Genomic DNA, 15,392 nt, shown 5'->3' on the forward strand with positions numbered 1-15,392 from the left:
TTCCTCCTTACTTCATCTGTCGTACTACTTCTGTCGTAGTAATTTGTATTGTAGCATGATTACTACGATAGGTGTAGTATTTTTTTCATGTAAAAAAAGACCGTCCTGCCGGCAGAAGGCTCTACCCGCAAGACAGTCCAATTATTGACTTCCCTCATTATTCTGCGTTAATCCGGCTAAGCTTCAACCGCCAGCACCACCATACCGGTGCCCTGAACCGTCAGCCGTCCATCTGCTTCCATTACCGCCAGCTCTTCACCCAGCAGCGGCTTCCATGCTCCCAGCGGAGGCAGCTTAAGCGTTGATCCAGACGGGTTAGAGTTGTATACCACGTACAGATGCTCGGCTGAATCGCCTCCGGCATGGCCGCGCAGCGTATATGCGAGGACACCGGCCGGAGCCTTCTCGAAGATCAGGTTCGCACGGATCTCCTCCGCGCTGTGCATGCGGAAGGCCGGATGCGCCTTGCGAAGGGCGATCAGTCTTTTCATATAAGCTACATCATCCGCATGCCCGGCGCAGCGCTCCCAATCGAGCCAGTTGATTTCAATGTTTGATTTGAAGCTGTTCTCCACACCGTTCTTAGTACGCATAAACTCTTGTCCGGCATGAAGAAAAGGAATCCCCTGGCTTGTCAGCACCATCGCCGAAGCCAAGCGGTGCATCGCTCTGCGTTGTTCGTCGGTTTGTCCCGGGGAGGACAGGACGATTTTATCCCATAAGGTATGGTTATCATGGCATTCTACATAGTTCACGCACTGCTGCGGCTCATCGGCGAATTGGCCGCTGTTCTGTCCGTACACCACTCCCCCGGTAATGCCTGTCTTCACCCACGGCTCCAGGCCTGTTCCTCCGCCAACAAACCCCGGCTCCTCAAAGCGGAAAATGTTGCCCTTCACCGCATCGCGGAAGCCGTCGTTGAACTGTCCGATCCCCGGCAGCACATCTGCGTTACTCTGATTGGCAAGCCTTTCCGGTGCAAGCTCCGTCTCCATAATCCAGCCCTCGCCAATGGTTATAATCGAGGGGTCAAGCTCATCCAGACGGCGGCGGACTTCCGCCATCGTATCCACATCCATAAGCCCCATTAAGTCAAAGCGGAAGCCGTCGATATGATACTCCTTGGCCCAGTAAAGCACCGAATCCACAATGAAGCGGGACATCATCAGACGCTCAGTGGCAGCATCATTGCCGCAGCCGGAGCCGTTGGACAGGCTGCCGTCCCGCTTGTAGCGGAGATAATAGCCGGGAACCAGCTTGGTGAAATTTACGCGGTAACCGTCATACACATGATTGTAGACAACATCCATAATCACGCGCAGACCGTGGTCATGCAGCGCCTGAATCATTGTCTTCAGCTCTGTAATGCGCACTCCCGGGATGAATGGATCAGTAGCATAAGAGCCTTCCGGCGCATTGTAATTCTTCGGATCATAACCCCAGTTATACTGGGGCTGGTCCAGCCTGGTCTCATCCACACTCTCTGTCGCATAGTCGTAAATTGGCAGCAGTTGGACATGCGTCACGCCAAGATCGGCAATATGATCAAGCCCGGTCAGAATTCCTCCCGGACCACGCGTTCCTTCTTCGGCCAGGCCGAGAAACTGGCCTTTGCGGGCAATTCCACTGGCGGGATGCATGGACAAATCACGCAGATGAAGCTCGTAGATAACCGCATCCACAGGATTGCCGAAAGGCGGCTTATCCCCGGTCCACCGCTTGGGATCGGTCTTCCGCAGATCAATAATTGCCGCTCTGTCCCCATTCACTCCAACAGCCCGCGCATAAGGATCAGCCGCCTCATTCCACTGATCCTCAATTCGCACGCGGTACGTGTAGAGTTTACCTTCCAAATCACCGGGAATCTTCAGTCTCCAGGTCCCCCGGACGTCACGGACCATCGGCAAGCGGCGTCCTTCAGCCTGCTGCCACGAATCATAGAGCACAACCTCCGCCTCCAGAGCGGTCGGCGCCCATAGACAAAATGCAGATGAGACAGGTGTATAAATAATGCCAAGATCATCGCCGTCATAGCTGAACAGCTCATCAAAATCCTGCTCGAATACAGAGATGCCATTTGTAGCCGCAGGATCGCCATAGTAAATGGTCTCTTCCATTTCCCTTTGTACGGACAACGCAATCGGTCTCCTTTACCCTTTAATAATTGGATATTATAACCTTATTTCTAGATTAGTGCAAACGTTTGAATTGCACTAGACTTGTGGTATTCCAGGTACTCCAGCGATATTCAATGCTACCATCGTGATAATCTCCTGATTGGGCTGATAAGGGATACGGCGTTCTTTCCCAGGAGTGAAGCCCCCGCTTTTATGGCGTATTCCATTGTCCTGGACAATAAGCACCGGCCCGGTCTCTATATCCGTCTCATCATAACCGATACCCAGCACCCAATGATAATCATAGGCATAGCTTTCCCGCCACCGGAAGCTGAACCATTTGTCGAATTTGACTGCTACGGGACGTGCCGCATCAATTTCGGCTTTATACCTCTCCATCCCGTTAAAAGCGGATACGCGAACCGGCTTATGCCTGCGTTCTTTATACGGGAGAGCTGCCTTGAGGTAAGCCTCCACTCCCCGGGTAAAGCCGCGTACACTCATGCCCCAAGGAGCTCCGCCATGATGGCTGTATATATAATTAATATGCGCTGCCTTAGAGACAAAATGACCTGTCCCCGGGATGAACCTACGGCCGTTATGCGTATGCCAATATTCCATTAATGCAGCCATAGTAGCCGGCCCGCAGGCGGAGCCTGGAGAGGACACTCCCGGCTCCCACTGCGTATACGGCTCCACCTTCAACTGATGCTTAGACTGTATCGTTCTCATGAGGGTTCTAACCAAGCCTCCTCCAGCGTGCCCAGGTACTGTTCCAGACTCTCCGGTGTCCTGTGATCACAGTATACGACAAGTGAAGGAGGGAAAGAAAATGAACAGGACTTTTCCAACAAAAAAATTAAAATGAAAATATTGACTTATATAGGAAGGATCATCTATAGTTTAAATAAATATTTTATTCGTGACCTGTTACGATGGAAGCACCCGTAATAAAGGCTTATTTGCCTTTGCTGCGGGTGCTTTTTGTTGTCTTCAGTGCTGCGGATAACAGGAGGAGAACAATGAATATACTTAAGACCGCTGTGCTGACACTGCTGTCGCTGCTGTTCATGCTGCCGCTGTCGGCCGTTCCTGCAGGAGCTTCCGGGACGGAGCTGACCACTTCTATTCAGGCCGCTTTTGAGCTGACCGCCGCAGTCGCGGATTCTTCCGCAAGAGCAAATCTGAAGAGCCAATACAGTGCTCTAACGGTCTTGTCAGCGCAATATGACAGCCGAGAAGACCAGCTCCGCAAGCTTCATGACGGCAACACACAGTCACTCCTTGTAGTGAAGGAACAAATTAAGACTATTGATCAGGCCACCGTGACCAAGCTTACTGCTGTGGTTGCCAGCACCAAGAGCCGCTATCAGCCGCTTTTTGATCAATACAGTGCGCTTAATAACCGTATTTCCCTGCTTAAAGGCATGAAGGACAAGACACTGAATTCCGTACTGCGGACCCAGTCAGAAGCAATGAGGCTTCTCGTCCAGCTCGCACGCCAGGATATCCGCGATAAAGAGGCACAGCTTAAGGCCGCCAAGGAGGCCCGGTCTAAGAAGATGGCTGCGGTACGCAAGACATTGGCCGGGATTGAAAGTCCGCAGGCGGCAATCAAATCCCAGAAAAGTGTGGCCTCGGCCCTGAACAAGCGATTGTCTGCGGATTGGAGCGGCTTCAAGACCGCCATCCGCAGGCAGAATCCTGTCCTGGCGGGACCGTCCTTGTCTGCACTTGTCTCCTGCCACCGGCAAATTGCGGCCAGCAAGCTCAAGCTCATTGAGCTTGAGCAAAAGGTTGCCGGGATCATCGCTGCCGCCGCTAAGCAAATCGCCGCCTGATTCCACCGGCGGCTGTGTCTTCCTCCTGCCGGCCGGCATATGTTAGGTAAAGAGCTGATCAAGCGGACGGAGGAGGCTTGTACCATGCATATTTGTATTATTGCGCCGGAGAAGTTCCCTATGCCGGGAGACGGCTCCGTGGAAATCTGCATATGGGCAATTGCCAGAAAGCTGGCCCGCCAGCACAAGGTCACTGTATTGAGCAGGAAGTCACCCGGACTGCCTGAATCCGCAGAAGTAGAGCAGGTACGCATCATCCGTCTGTCTTCAGGCAGTCCTGAACGGTATCTTGCCTCCGTTCTGGCCTTTTTGGAGGAGCAACGCTTCGATGTGATTCAGGTGGATAACCGCCCGCTGCTGATGGCCGCCGTAAAGCGGCGGCAGCCGCACACGCCGGTGCTCCTGTTCCTCCACTCCCTGACCTTCGTCCCGGCGGACTCCAGAATCGCCCGCAGCTTGAACAGAGCAGATCTTATCGCCGCCAACAGTCACTCTCTGCAGCAGCGGCTCTCCCGGCGCTTCCCCGGCCTGAGCAAGGTCATTCGTGTTGTGCCGCTGGGCGCCGACCTGACCCGCTTCTCCCCCCTGGAGACTTCGGAGAAGCTGCATATCCGCAGCTTGTGCCAGCTTCCGCCTGTGTTCACCGTACTTTTCGTCGGCCGGGTAATTCCCCGCAAGGGGGTTCCCGTGCTGATTAGAGCCGTGCGCCTGTTGAACACAAAATTACCGGCTCAACTGGTAATTGCAGGTGGAGGCAAACCGCCGTATATCCGGCGGCTTAAGCAATTGGCACGCCGGCTGGGAGTTTCCGTGTTTTTTACGGGAAACATTGCCCACGAAGAGATTCACCGCCTGTATCAGGCCGCTGACTGCTTCGTCTGCCCGTCCCAAAGACACGAGTCCTTCGGACTGGTGAACGTGGAGGCGATGGCCTCCGGTCTGCCGGTCATCGCCTCTAATATTGGCGGCATCCGGGAGATCATTATATCCGGCCACAACGGATATTTGGTGGATCGTTACCGTGAGGCGGCACCCTTCGCCAGACGGCTGCTGCAGCTCGGGCGCGAACCGCAGCGCGCAGCCGGGATCGGGCTGCAGGGGCGCAGCGATGCGCTGCAGACCTTCGGGTGGGAGCATACGGCGGCGGCGCTGGAGGAGCTGTACCGTTCTCTTTTACCGTAGTCGCAATAGAGGTTGTTGATCCTCCTTCAGCCGTCTCCCTGCTATGTAACACTCTGTAGCAAGGAATTTGTGATCTTATCGCCGGATACAGCGACAGTTAAGCTTATGCTCAAAATGCGAGCGTTCCCATAAAGTAAATGTATTACTGTTATGCCGCAAGGACCTTGGCAATCCCCTACACAGCCCATCCGCTGTAGAACGGGGGCATCATTATCAGCTCCCACAGCAAAAGGCAGCAAGTGCCTGCCGGATACAGGGTTCCTGTCCAGCGGTGCAGCTTGCTGCCTCTTCATCTTCTAATCTATCTTCAAAACATCTGAATAACGGTAAGCACAAGCCCCACGACAAAGCCGCATACTGCGCCGTTGACCCGAATCCACTGCAGGTCCTTGCCCACCTTCTCCTCCAGCATATTCACGAGACTGGCATCATCCATCTGATCGAGATTCTCCTTAACCAGAAGTCCCAGCCGATAGTGGTTAGCCTCTACGAAGGCGATTAAGGACCCGCGAATCCGCTCTTCCCAGCCTTGAATCCATTGCTCCTCTTTGGCGATACGGCGGGCCAGCTTGGCATACAGCCCAAACAGCTTGCGTCCGCCGGCAGCCCGCTCCTCTTCCAGCAGTTCAATGGCCTTGCCGCGAAAATGCTCGAGCTGCTCCTGAAGAAATGCCGTGACGGCCTCGCCCTGAAGCTCATTCAGTGCCCAGTCCTTAATTCTGGCAATCCGCGCCTCGTCATTTACCAGTTGGAAGATGGCAACACGGATCTCCCGGATTATCTCATCGCGGTACGGGCTGTCCTCCTCACGGAAGTCACGGATGCCGGACTGGAGCATGCCCTGCAGCATTTCCCCCAGCATGTCGGCATCCACAAATCCGACAAAGGCTTGAAAAGCCATACCCTTAAGTCCACCGAGCTTCACTTCGGCCAGCTTCTCACTGGCGATCTTGCCGAGCATAGCCCGTGTTGCGGGACGGGCGGTCCAGCCGGAGATCCCTTCGAGCGCATAATCCAGAGCGGCGACATCCTTGCCGTCGTTCATGAGCCTGGTGGTAATTTTATCTGCGGTAACCCCTAGCTCAGCTTCGCGGATATAGTCGGCCACAGCCGACTGAAGATACGGAACAGCCTGCTCTACCGGAAGCTTCCGTACGAAGCTGCTAAGCTGGTCCAGCATTTCGGCCCGTGCTTTTTTTCTGGCGAGCAGCCGGGTCAGCATCTTGCCGCCCAGTGATACAATGCGGACTTTACGCAGCTTGTTCTCGATGCTCGCCTTGTTCAGCAGTTCATTCTCCATTGCGGAGATCAGCGACTGAATAATTTTATCCCGATTCTTCAGCAGCAGAGAGGTATGTGGAATCGGCAGGCCGAGCGGGTGACGGAACAGCGCAGTGACTGCGAACCAGTCGGCAATCCCCCCTACAAGCCCGGCTTCAAAGCCGCCCCTAAGCAGCTCAACCGCCAGATTTTCCGGCAAAAACAGTGTAATCAGAAAACCGCAGGCCATCACAGCCAGCGAGATTGTGGCTAAATTCCTGGATTTCATTTTTTTGTTCCCCCTTGCTTAATAGCGTGAAACCATAATCCAATATAATCAGTACTTCAAGCCTATCTCTCATTGTACCACGACTGAACTCCTTTCTGAAAATCGCCCGCAGCCTTTGTCCCGCCGGGAAAAACCCCTTTCATGAAAATGGATTTTTATCTTTCAGAGATAAAATGATAAAATACAGACAACTCTAGTACTGGAAAAGGAGAACGACAACATGCTGATCGCACTGGATATGGACGGAACGCTGCTGAATGAGGAGGGCATCATTAGCCCGGAGAACCGCGAGGCCATCGTGCACGCCCAAAGCCTGGGCCACATTGTTATGATCGCTACCGGACGCTCGTATATGGACGCCGAACGGCAGCTACGGCTGGCGGATCTGGAATGCCCGGTGGTCAGTCTGAACGGCGCGGCTGTTATTCTGCCGGACCGTACCCTGGCGGGAAGCACGCCGCTGGACAAGGAGGACATTATTCCCGCCATGCGCTGGATGAATGAAATTCCTGAATTGTATTATGAAGTATACACACAGGATACCGTCTATGTTGAGCTTGACAAGCGGGTGTATCTGGAGAAGCTCGCAACGCTTAAGGATGAGGAGGTCCCGGAAGACCTGCGCTGGCTGCTGAAGGCAATAGTGGGCAAACAGTTCCGGCAGGCTGCGGTAACCTATGTGGAGAAGATGGAGGAGGTCTGGAGCAAGGAGGAGAATGTGATCTACAAAACGTTGGCTTTTTCTCTGAACCTGGATCTGCTAAAGGAAGCCTCTACGAGATTTGCAGCGATTCCCGGGCTGATCATTACCGCTTCACATGAGAATAATATTGAAATTAACCATAAGGATGCCAATAAAGGCGCTGGTGTCGGTATGCTGGCGGCGTATTACGGCATTCCTGCGGAGCAAGTGGCGGTCATGGGCGACAGCTACAATGATCTGCCGATGTTCGGGATGGCCGGCTACAGAATTGCCATGGAGAATGCCGCGCCGATTCTCAAGGAAACGGCCGACTTTGTTACGCGGAGCAATGCGGAGCATGGTGTGGCTGTGGGGATCAGACATCTTTTGGAGATGAAGTGATTCAGCAGTTCAGCGGCGTCCGGTACGGCGGCGTCCGATGTAGTAGATTCCGCCTAAATTTACTGCCAGGCAAACAAGGACAGCTACTTTTTCATCCATTGTCAGGGCATCAAGTATGGGAATAAACACGTGATTCCTCCAAATCTCTTTACGATGGGTAACCTGCCGCAATCAGCAGATATTTGTATGCAAATTAATGCTTTGTGTAATATTTTAGAACAAACTGTCAAAAAAATGAATATGCAATATATCGCGCGCAGCTTATCTTATTTAAGTTTGAATGTTTTCACGATTTTGGGGACATCGTCATTCACCATACTTGAGAGTATGCGAATGGGTCTGCCGTATTTTTTATAATCATAGTCATCCCCCGTTTTATCGAGAAACTCTTCAGGAAGCTCTTCAGGAACCGTATAGGCAAAAATCCGCCCACTGCGCGCAGCCAGCCGGGTGATGGGAGATTCATCATACCCCTGATCACGCCACTGCTTCAGAGTCATGTGGTACACAAGAAAAGTGAGCGCCGATTCGTACACCCTGCCTTTATACTTAAAGAGGAAAAAAACGCCGTATTCCGCATCGTTCAGCCGTGTTCTTCTTCTAATGACAGTATAGGTTTTCCATCTGCGGGGCAGCTTGATGCTGAACCCATACTTCGGATCGCTGTACAAGAAAGATTTCTGCGGACCTGCAAGCGGGACAGAACGGTTCATTTGTGCTGACGGTTTCCTGTTTCTGACGATAATGCCCATCACGATCACACCTTTCTGAATATTGGACCTCTAAACAATAATAGTTAGACTATTCAATGAATCCAGAGTGTGACACCACATCTTATTTGAAAAAAATGCAGACCTGCCGCAAGACTCGGGGTGCATACATAAACGAAGGTGATTACAATGAACAAGCTTTTATTTCATAACATACCGCTGGGCGCTACCGGCGAGCGTATTCCGCAGGCAAAAATCGCCTCCGCCCGGACAAGCCGGGAGATGGTGAAGCCGGGGGATAGCGACGCTGCCTACTTCCGCAGGCTGGAGGAGGGCGGAATTCTGCTCAACCTCCCGCAGCTCGCTGCCGTGCGGCATTATCAGGGGCCGCTGCTGACGCTGGCCGGAGCAGGCTCAGGCAAAACCTCAGTGCTGATCTGCCGTGCCGGGTACTTGATGTCAGTGCGGGGGATTTCCCCTAGCCAACTGCTGCTGCTGACCTTCTCCAATAAAGCGGCTGCGGAAATGCGCGAACGGATCGCCCTGCTGCCGGGAGTCAGCGAGAGCGATGCTGCCCGCCTTCAGACCCGCACGTTCCACTCCTTTTGCCTCTATTTCCTGCGCCGCCAGGGGGTCCAGCAGGAGATCTTCAATGAAACGCGCCGCCAGCATATTCTGCTGAAGCAGATTATGCGTGAGCTGGGGCTGCCTAAGGATGCTTATCCGCCGGAGACACTGCTCGCTCTGCTCTCCTCCTGCAAGATGAACCTGAGCGAGCCGGATGCTCTCCCGGAAACGTCAACAGCCGAGAAGGAGATGAAGGCAGTACTGCTGCTCTATGAGCAGTGGAAGACCGACAATTTCAAAATCGACTTCGACGACGTGCTGCTGCTCGCCTACCGGATGCTGCGGGAGAAGCCGGCGCTGCTGCAGGAGCTGCAAATGAGATTTCTGTACGTGATGGTCGATGAGTTCCAGGACACCAATGCGCTGCAATATGAGCTTGTCCAAATGATTGCCCATCCGCAGCATAATCTGATGGTCGTCGGCGATGATGACCAGACAATCTATTCCTTCAATGGAGCACGCAGCGAGTTCATTCTTGAGTTCGAGAAGCTGTATCCGAATGCCAAGGTGATTACACTCGATATCAATTACCGCTCCGGCCCCGCGATTGTCGGGCTCGGCAACGGAATTATCCGGCACAATTCGCGCCGGAGATCCAAAACGCTGCAAGCCGCCAAAGACAGCGGCAGCCAGCCCCGTTATCTGCGCCCGCAGACGGCGGATGAGGAGGCCGGGCAAATCGTGGACCATATTATGAGCGAGGTCGGGAACGGAGCCAGGGAATACAGCGATTTCGCCTTGCTGTACCGCGCTTCAAGCAGCAACCGGGCTTTGCTGGAGCTGCTGCTCCTGCGGGATATCCCTTACGTTGATTACGGCGAAGGCCAACTGCTCTATGAGCATTGGCTGATCTCTCCGGTGCTGGACCATCTGCGGCTGTCGGTCAACCGGCGCAATTTCGCCGCAATGGAGAATATCCTGCCAACCCTCTATCTGAACCGGGAAAAGGGGATGAACCACATCCGCGGGCTGGAAGCCATTCAGCCAAAGCAGGGACCGCTGATCCATCTGTTGTCGCTGCCGGGCATGGAGGATTTCAAGGCCGTTAAGCTGCGGGAACGGCTGGAGCTGATCCGCGGCCTCCTTCAGTTGACCCCCGTCCAGGCTATCCGTCAGATCCGTACGGTCTTCTATGACTATTTCATTGAAGCCAACGAACGGCATCAGGCCACTCTGCACCGGGAGATGCTGAAAGAAATGCTCGATGAGCTAGAAGCCTCGGCGGAACGGTTCGACAGTGTTCCGGTGTTTCTTGAGTTCATTGATAATATTGCCGAGCGCAATGAGCAGAGCCGCCAGCCCGGCCTGAAGGAGCAGGGCAACCGGATTGCGCTGATGACCATCCACAAGTCGAAGGGGCTGGAATTCCCGGTGGTCTTCCTGATCGGCGCATCAGAGGGCATTCTTCCCCACAGCTCTGCCCTGGAGGGCGACCGGCTGAAGGACAGGAGGACAGCCACGACACCTAGCAGCGGAAGCAGCACGGTAATCGTAGGCAATGCAGCCGGTCATGCCGCACTCGAAGAGGAGCGGAGACTGGCCTATGTGGCCGTGACCAGAGCGCGGGAGGAGCTGTTCATCAGCTCGCCCGCCAAACACCGGGGCAAGAAAGCGGAGGTCTCCCGCTTCATGCTGTCCGCCTTCCGCTCTGCCGTCTCCGCTTCTCCGGCCACAGCCCCGGCCGCCATAAGCAGAACACCGGCGGCAAGCTTCCAATCCTCCCGCGCAGCGGCGGGAGGAAGGACACACACCGTTCCCGTCTGGAATTGCACCGGCAGCGGCTGTCCGGGCTGGACGCGGATGAAGGCTGGCGGTTTGGAGGATCATTTATCCTCCAAGCCCTGCCCGCTCTGCAGCTCCCCTATGGAAAAAAGCAGCCGTGTAGTTCCGTTGTAACAGGAGCTGCACGGCTGTTAGTTGGAGTACTAAGAAAGGGGCGTCCTACTTTCTTGAGCTTCCGATGATTTTGTGGTCGATCTCTCCTTTCATCGCTGCTGAAATAGAGGGATCGACCGCTCGCGGCAGCTCCAGCAACGGCATTTCTGCCGTTGTTCAGCGCCCAGCAGCCCGCAGCGGCTCCGGCAACGGCATTTCTGCCGTTGTTCAGCGCCCAGCAGCCCGCAGCGGCTCCGGCAACGGCATTTCTGCCGTTGTTTCAGACCCAGCAGCCCGCGGCAGCTCCAACAACGGCATTTCTGCCGTTGTTCACGCCCAACAGCTCGCGGCGGCTCCAACAACGGCATTTCTGCCGTTGTTCAGCGCCCAGCAGCCCGCAGCGGCTCCGGCAACGGCATTTCTGCCGTTGTTTCAGACCCAGCAGCCCGCGGCAGCTCCAACAACGGCATTTCTGCCGTTGTTCAACGCCCAGCAGCCCGCGGCGGCTCCGGCAACGGCATTTCTGCCGTTGTTTCACGCCCAGCAGCTCGCGGCGGCTCCGGCAACGGCATTTCTGCCGTTGTTCAGCGCCCAGCAGCCCGCAGCGGCTCTAGCTACGGCATGCCTTAGCAACAAAAAAAGTGACCGCCAGCTATTACAGCAGCGGTCACTTTTAATAAGCACATTTATGCATTCGGGGTCTCAGAATAACATCTGAGCTGACCCCTGAGCCAAAGCTGTGCAGGGGAGTCTCAGGTCCAGGCCCACAGAAAGCCGTCGCGGTCCCAGGCGATTCTTCCCGCGTGCAGCTTGCGGAAAGCCTTTTTCACATCCTTGGACAATGAGGCATTCCCGTTCTCATTTACAAATACAAACTGCTCGCCGAAATTGGCCTTTACGTATTCAATCGCAGCGGTCTGGTACAGGGTTCCCGTAAAGCGGATTTCCTTGACCATCCATTCCGCCACCTCTTGTGCAGTCGCTTCCATCCGGGTACTGCTCCTTCCAGCAAAATCTTCTAAAATGCTTTCCCATTATAACATGAATATAACCCGATTCGGGAAATAACCGAATCGGGTTATAGGTTGAGCAGGTCCGGGCTGTCACCGCTCCTTAAGCTTGGTATGTATTATAATGATCTGTCTGGCGTGGCTTCTGTGCTGCAGTTACCATAAGCAGAATACCGGTGATCAGATGCAGGACCCAGCCCAAAAATGGAATCCATGCCAGCACCGAGGTTATGATTCCGAGCACTGAGCCGTAGAACGGCTCCTTATTCTTCGATGATAACACCAGCGTAATGAGGTGAAGAATGAAGGTTAACCCCAGTACAGTGTACCCGCTCCCGATTACAATCGCTGCACCTAGAAGCGGAATTGCCAAAATAATTTCAAACGAACCCGTAATCCATTTTAAAGCTCTCGAACTACTCACAAATAAGCCCTCCAATACGTTAATGTACTAAAAATTATACAAAATCATCCTGTAAATAGATATGCATTTTTTTGTATTATCCCATTAAAAATAGCAGTTATTCCAAACTATTTAGTTTAATAATTTCCGCATCTCCCCCTTCTTCTTGCTGCGGCTGCGCCGGCACAAAAGGCGGCAGCCCTTCCGTGGTCATTGCTGCCGATGGCCGAACTCCAAGGCAGTGGCACATTAGCGGGGCGAGCCGTAGCTGAGGGAGCGCCTGAACCTCTTTTTCCGGAGAAAGCACCTCTTCCCCAAAGGTATAGAGCGGCACATGCCGCTCCGCCGCAGTGACCCCGCCGTGACAGCCGTTTGCATTCATTCCGTGGTCGGCTGTAACCAGCACCCTGTAGCCCAACTCCATCCACTGCGGCAGCAGGGTGGCGAGCAACCCGTCCACGCTGCGGACCGCAAGCTCGTATTCCTTGCTTTCGCCGCCGAAGCGGTGTCCGGCATCATCAATATTCATCGTATGAATATACAGAAAATGGGGGTCATAGGCCACCCGCAAATATTCGGCGTCCGCGAATACATGGCTATCCGGGTAATGATCCTCGAAGTAGAAGCTCCCGTGCTGAATCGGCTTCAGGACATTATGCTGGTGCCGGTCTGATACAGGGTCAAAGGGGGCTGAGCTGTACAGCTCGCTGACCCAGTGGTACGCGGCTGCGGCTGTACGCAGGTTAGCGGCGACAGCCAGATGGAACACACTCCTCTCGCGGCTCAGCCTGACGATATGGTTGGCGGTAATTCCGTTTCTCGATACCGGTGTGCCTGTCAGCAGCACCTCATACAGCGGACGCGACAGACTGGGCAGCTCCGATTGTACCTTATAGCACGACAGTTGTCCTTGCTCCACCAGATGCTCCATATAACCCATATACTTGCGGGCTGCATCATACCGCAGTCCATCTAGCACAACGACGATAAGCTTGTTAGCTGTTTCCGTCATAAGTCCCCCGCCTCCCATGAACAACCAGCCCTAACAAAGTGCTTCTGCACAAGATCAGGCAGATTTGAGTCTGCAAATCAGATTATTCTCCCCTCCTGCCCACTCCTGCCGCACAAGCCGCGCTCCTTATGCCCCTTCCTGCTCCAGATGCAGCAACTGGGCCGGATCAAGCAGAAGAGTGACGTTATCTCCCTCACGTACCCGCAGCCAGCGGCCGTCATTAAGCAGATCTACCGTCAGCTCTATCCCTTCCGCCAGAACAACCGTGCGGATAATATTGCCCAGCACAGACACGGACTGGACCCTGCCTCTCACATCCATCATGCCGTCCGCATCATCCTGGATGACTTCACCTTCGGCCAGCAGCGTCACCGCTTCGGGGCGGATGGCGAAGCTGTCCGACCTGCTGTCAATTCTGTTGAACAGCGCCAGCGCCTCGCTGCGGCTCAAAACATTGTAGCTGCCCATAAACCGGGCAGCGAATTCTGTACGCGGCGCCGTGTAGAGCTGCTCCGGGGAGCCTTCCTGAACAATCCGCCCCTTGTTCATGATGCAGATCCGGTCCGACAGAATCAGCGCTTCCTCCTGGTCGTGGGTAACGAACAGCGTCGTCATGCCCAGCCGCCGCTGAATGTCGCGGATTTCCGCGCGCAGATTTTTGCGGATTTTGGCATCCAGCGCGCTGAGCGGTTCGTCCAGCAGCAGCAGCTTGGGCTGAACAGCCAGCGAGCGGGCCAGCGCCACCCGCTGCTGCTGTCCGCCGGACAGCGACTGCGGATAGACATCGCGCTTGTCCTCGAGATCGACCATCGCGAGCAGCTCCCCGCAGCGGCTGCGCCGCGCTGCCGGGGCAACCCCGCGCATGCGCATGCCGTATTCCACATTCTGGCTTACGGTCAGATTGGGGAACAGCGCATAGGATTGGAACACCATGCCCACATCCCTGCTGCGCGGCGGCAGCTTCGTCAGCTCCTTGTCCGCAAGCAGGATGCTGCCGCTGTCCAGCTCGGTGAGCCCTGCGATGCAGCGCAGGAGCGTGCTTTTGCCGCATCCCGACGGCCCCAGCAGAGTGACAAGCTCCCCTTCAGCGATGTTCAGGTCTACTCCCGCCAATACAGGGGCAGCATCAAAAACTTTGCGGACTCCCTGCAGCCTTAAATAATCCTTCTTCATTCCGTATCCCTCCCAGACCTTACTTCGCTTGGCCGCCAATCCTCTGGCCCAGCTTCATCAGCACCGCCGACAGCAGCAGGATAAACACAAAATAGGAGATCGCAATCGCACTGGCCAAATGCCCGCTCTCGCCGACCCGCTGATACAAATAGACCTGAATCGTCTGGATATGCCCGCCAACCAGCATGTTCGTCAGCACGAATTCCCCGAACAGCACGGAGAACGACAGCAGCGCGGAGACAATCACCCCGGGCCAAATATTCGGCAGAATGACATTTACAAAAGCAGTCCGCCTTCGCGCCCCAAGCAGCTCGGCGGCATTCAGCAGCTCCACGGCGGATACGCTGAGCAGACTATTGCGGATACCCTGATACATATAAGGCAGAATAACCACAAAGTAAGCCCCGACCAGCAAATAAGCGGTCCCGGAAATGTCGAACGGACCAGAGGAATAGGCGCGGATCAAGCCGACGGCGGCCACCACACCCGGCACCGCGTAGGGCAGAACAACGATCCCTTTCATAAAGCTCTCCCAGCGCGGAAAATAGACCGTTATGACAAACACAGCCGGCAGCATCACGGCAAGACTGAGCAGAACGCTGATTACACACAGATACAGTGAAGTCCACAGCGCATCCAAAAAGCGTAAATCCCTGAACATGTCACTGAACCAGCTCAATGTCCAGGTGCGGGGCAGCAGCGTATTCTGCCAATCCTGGGCAAAAGCATACAGTCCCGTTGCCAGCAGCGGCAGCAGCAGATACACCATGAGCAGAAGCATGAAGGTGCGCGGGGCAAAACCCGCCTTG

At 54.7% G+C, this 15,392-nt stretch carries 14 protein-coding genes; 5 read left to right on the plus strand and 9 right to left on the minus strand.

The genetic code is table 11. The features are described from left to right. Positions 1-176: 176 nt before the first annotated feature. The gene (gene pulA / locus B212_RS0125515) at positions 177-2,135 is read right to left on the minus strand and encodes a type I pullulanase (protein WP_019914072.1); all 1,959 of its coding nucleotides are present in this window, start codon (positions 2,133-2,135) and stop codon (positions 177-179) included. Positions 2,136-2,213: 78 nt separating this feature from the next. Continuing rightward, entirely contained in the window at positions 2,214-2,864 is a 651-nt protein-coding gene (locus tag B212_RS33460) for a C39 family peptidase (protein ID WP_198015890.1), read from the minus strand. Positions 2,865-3,139: 275 nt separating this feature from the next. Here B212_RS33460 and B212_RS0125525 point away from each other — a divergent pair, with 275 nt between their 5' ends. Both B212_RS0125525 and B212_RS0125530 read left to right on the plus strand, forming a co-directional pair. Beyond that, positions 3,140-3,958 carry a hypothetical protein gene (locus B212_RS0125525; protein WP_019914075.1) on the plus strand — a complete coding sequence of 273 codons (819 nt, stop codon included), beginning with the start codon at positions 3,140-3,142 and terminating at the stop codon, positions 3,956-3,958. Between the two features lie 84 nt (positions 3,959-4,042). Then, positions 4,043-5,140 carry a glycosyltransferase family 4 protein gene (locus B212_RS0125530; protein ID WP_019914076.1) on the plus strand — a complete coding sequence of 366 codons (1,098 nt, stop codon included), beginning with the start codon at positions 4,043-4,045 and terminating at the stop codon, positions 5,138-5,140. Positions 5,141-5,447: 307 nt separating this feature from the next. Here the strand turns inward: B212_RS0125530 and B212_RS0125535 are convergent, their stop codons facing one another. After that, a complete protein-coding gene (locus B212_RS0125535) occupies positions 5,448-6,689 on the minus strand; it encodes a DUF445 domain-containing protein (RefSeq protein WP_019914077.1) in 1,242 nt (413 codons plus the stop codon). A 220-nt stretch (positions 6,690-6,909) separates the two neighbouring features. Between B212_RS0125535 and B212_RS0125540 the strand changes: the two genes are divergently transcribed. Then, complete coding sequence (locus B212_RS0125540; protein WP_019914079.1) at positions 6,910-7,773, plus strand: Cof-type HAD-IIB family hydrolase; 864 nt, start codon at positions 6,910-6,912, stop codon at positions 7,771-7,773. A gap of 266 nt (positions 7,774-8,039) precedes the next feature. Here B212_RS0125540 and B212_RS32435 read toward each other — a convergent pair whose 3' ends face one another. Next, complete coding sequence (locus B212_RS32435; protein ID WP_019914082.1) at positions 8,040-8,525, minus strand: hypothetical protein; 486 nt, start codon at positions 8,523-8,525, stop codon at positions 8,040-8,042. Positions 8,526-8,672: 147 nt separating this feature from the next. Between B212_RS32435 and B212_RS0125555 the strand changes: the two genes are divergently transcribed. Both B212_RS0125555 and B212_RS0125560 read left to right on the plus strand, forming a co-directional pair. Then, the gene (locus tag B212_RS0125555) at positions 8,673-11,006 is read left to right on the plus strand and encodes a UvrD-helicase domain-containing protein (protein ID WP_019914083.1); all 2,334 of its coding nucleotides are present in this window, start codon (positions 8,673-8,675) and stop codon (positions 11,004-11,006) included. Between the two features lie 64 nt (positions 11,007-11,070). Then, entirely contained in the window at positions 11,071-11,703 is a 633-nt protein-coding gene (locus tag B212_RS0125560; RefSeq protein ID WP_028531042.1) for a hypothetical protein, read from the plus strand. A gap of 34 nt (positions 11,704-11,737) precedes the next feature. Here the strand turns inward: B212_RS0125560 and B212_RS0125565 are convergent, their stop codons facing one another. From B212_RS0125565 to B212_RS0125585, 5 genes are all read right to left on the minus strand, one after another. Next, positions 11,738-11,974 carry a DUF6953 family protein gene (locus B212_RS0125565; protein WP_019914084.1) on the minus strand — a complete coding sequence of 79 codons (237 nt, stop codon included), beginning with the start codon at positions 11,972-11,974 and terminating at the stop codon, positions 11,738-11,740. Between the two features lie 124 nt (positions 11,975-12,098). Then, positions 12,099-12,419, minus strand: coding sequence for a hypothetical protein (locus B212_RS0125570; protein WP_019914085.1), 321 nt, complete (start codon positions 12,417-12,419; stop codon positions 12,099-12,101). 97 nt (positions 12,420-12,516) lie between these two features. After that, positions 12,517-13,410 (minus strand): alkaline phosphatase family protein, encoded by an 894-nt coding sequence (locus B212_RS0125575; RefSeq protein WP_019914086.1) that lies wholly within the window; start codon positions 13,408-13,410, stop codon positions 12,517-12,519. Positions 13,411-13,536: 126 nt separating this feature from the next. After that, positions 13,537-14,583, minus strand: a complete 1,047-nt coding sequence (locus B212_RS0125580) for an ABC transporter ATP-binding protein (RefSeq protein ID WP_019914087.1) — start codon at positions 14,581-14,583, stop codon at positions 13,537-13,539. A 19-nt stretch (positions 14,584-14,602) separates the two neighbouring features. After that, complete coding sequence (locus B212_RS0125585; RefSeq protein WP_036670113.1) at positions 14,603-15,364, minus strand: ABC transporter permease; 762 nt, start codon at positions 15,362-15,364, stop codon at positions 14,603-14,605. Between the last annotated feature and the right edge of the window lie 28 nt (positions 15,365-15,392).

Origin of the sequence: Paenibacillus sp. HW567, assembly GCF_000374185.1 — a bacterium.
Lineage (GTDB): Bacteria > Bacillota > Bacilli > Paenibacillales > Paenibacillaceae > Paenibacillus_AQ.

Excerpts from the sequence above, each read along its gene's own strand:
- B212_RS0125525 (WP_019914075.1), top strand. The coding sequence starts at position 3,140 with ATGAATATACTTAAGACCGCTGTGCTGACACTGCTGTCGCTGCTGTTC.
- B212_RS0125530 (WP_019914076.1), top strand. The coding sequence starts at position 4,043 with ATGCATATTTGTATTATTGCGCCGGAGAAGTTCCCTATGCCGGGAGAC.
- B212_RS0125535 (WP_019914077.1), bottom strand. The coding sequence starts at position 6,689 with ATGAAATCCAGGAATTTAGCCACAATCTCGCTGGCTGTGATGGCCTGC.
- B212_RS0125540 (WP_019914079.1), top strand. The coding sequence starts at position 6,910 with ATGCTGATCGCACTGGATATGGACGGAACGCTGCTGAATGAGGAGGGC.
- B212_RS32435 (WP_019914082.1), bottom strand. The coding sequence starts at position 8,525 with ATGGGCATTATCGTCAGAAACAGGAAACCGTCAGCACAAATGAACCGT.
- B212_RS0125555 (WP_019914083.1), top strand. The coding sequence starts at position 8,673 with ATGAACAAGCTTTTATTTCATAACATACCGCTGGGCGCTACCGGCGAG.
- B212_RS0125560 (WP_028531042.1), top strand. The coding sequence starts at position 11,071 with ATGATTTTGTGGTCGATCTCTCCTTTCATCGCTGCTGAAATAGAGGGA.
- B212_RS0125565 (WP_019914084.1), bottom strand. The coding sequence starts at position 11,974 with ATGGAAGCGACTGCACAAGAGGTGGCGGAATGGATGGTCAAGGAAATC.
- B212_RS0125575 (WP_019914086.1), bottom strand. The coding sequence starts at position 13,410 with ATGACGGAAACAGCTAACAAGCTTATCGTCGTTGTGCTAGATGGACTG.
- B212_RS0125580 (WP_019914087.1), bottom strand. The coding sequence starts at position 14,583 with ATGAAGAAGGATTATTTAAGGCTGCAGGGAGTCCGCAAAGTTTTTGAT.
- B212_RS0125585 (WP_036670113.1), bottom strand. The coding sequence starts at position 15,364 with ATGCTTCTGCTCATGGTGTATCTGCTGCTGCCGCTGCTGGCAACGGGA.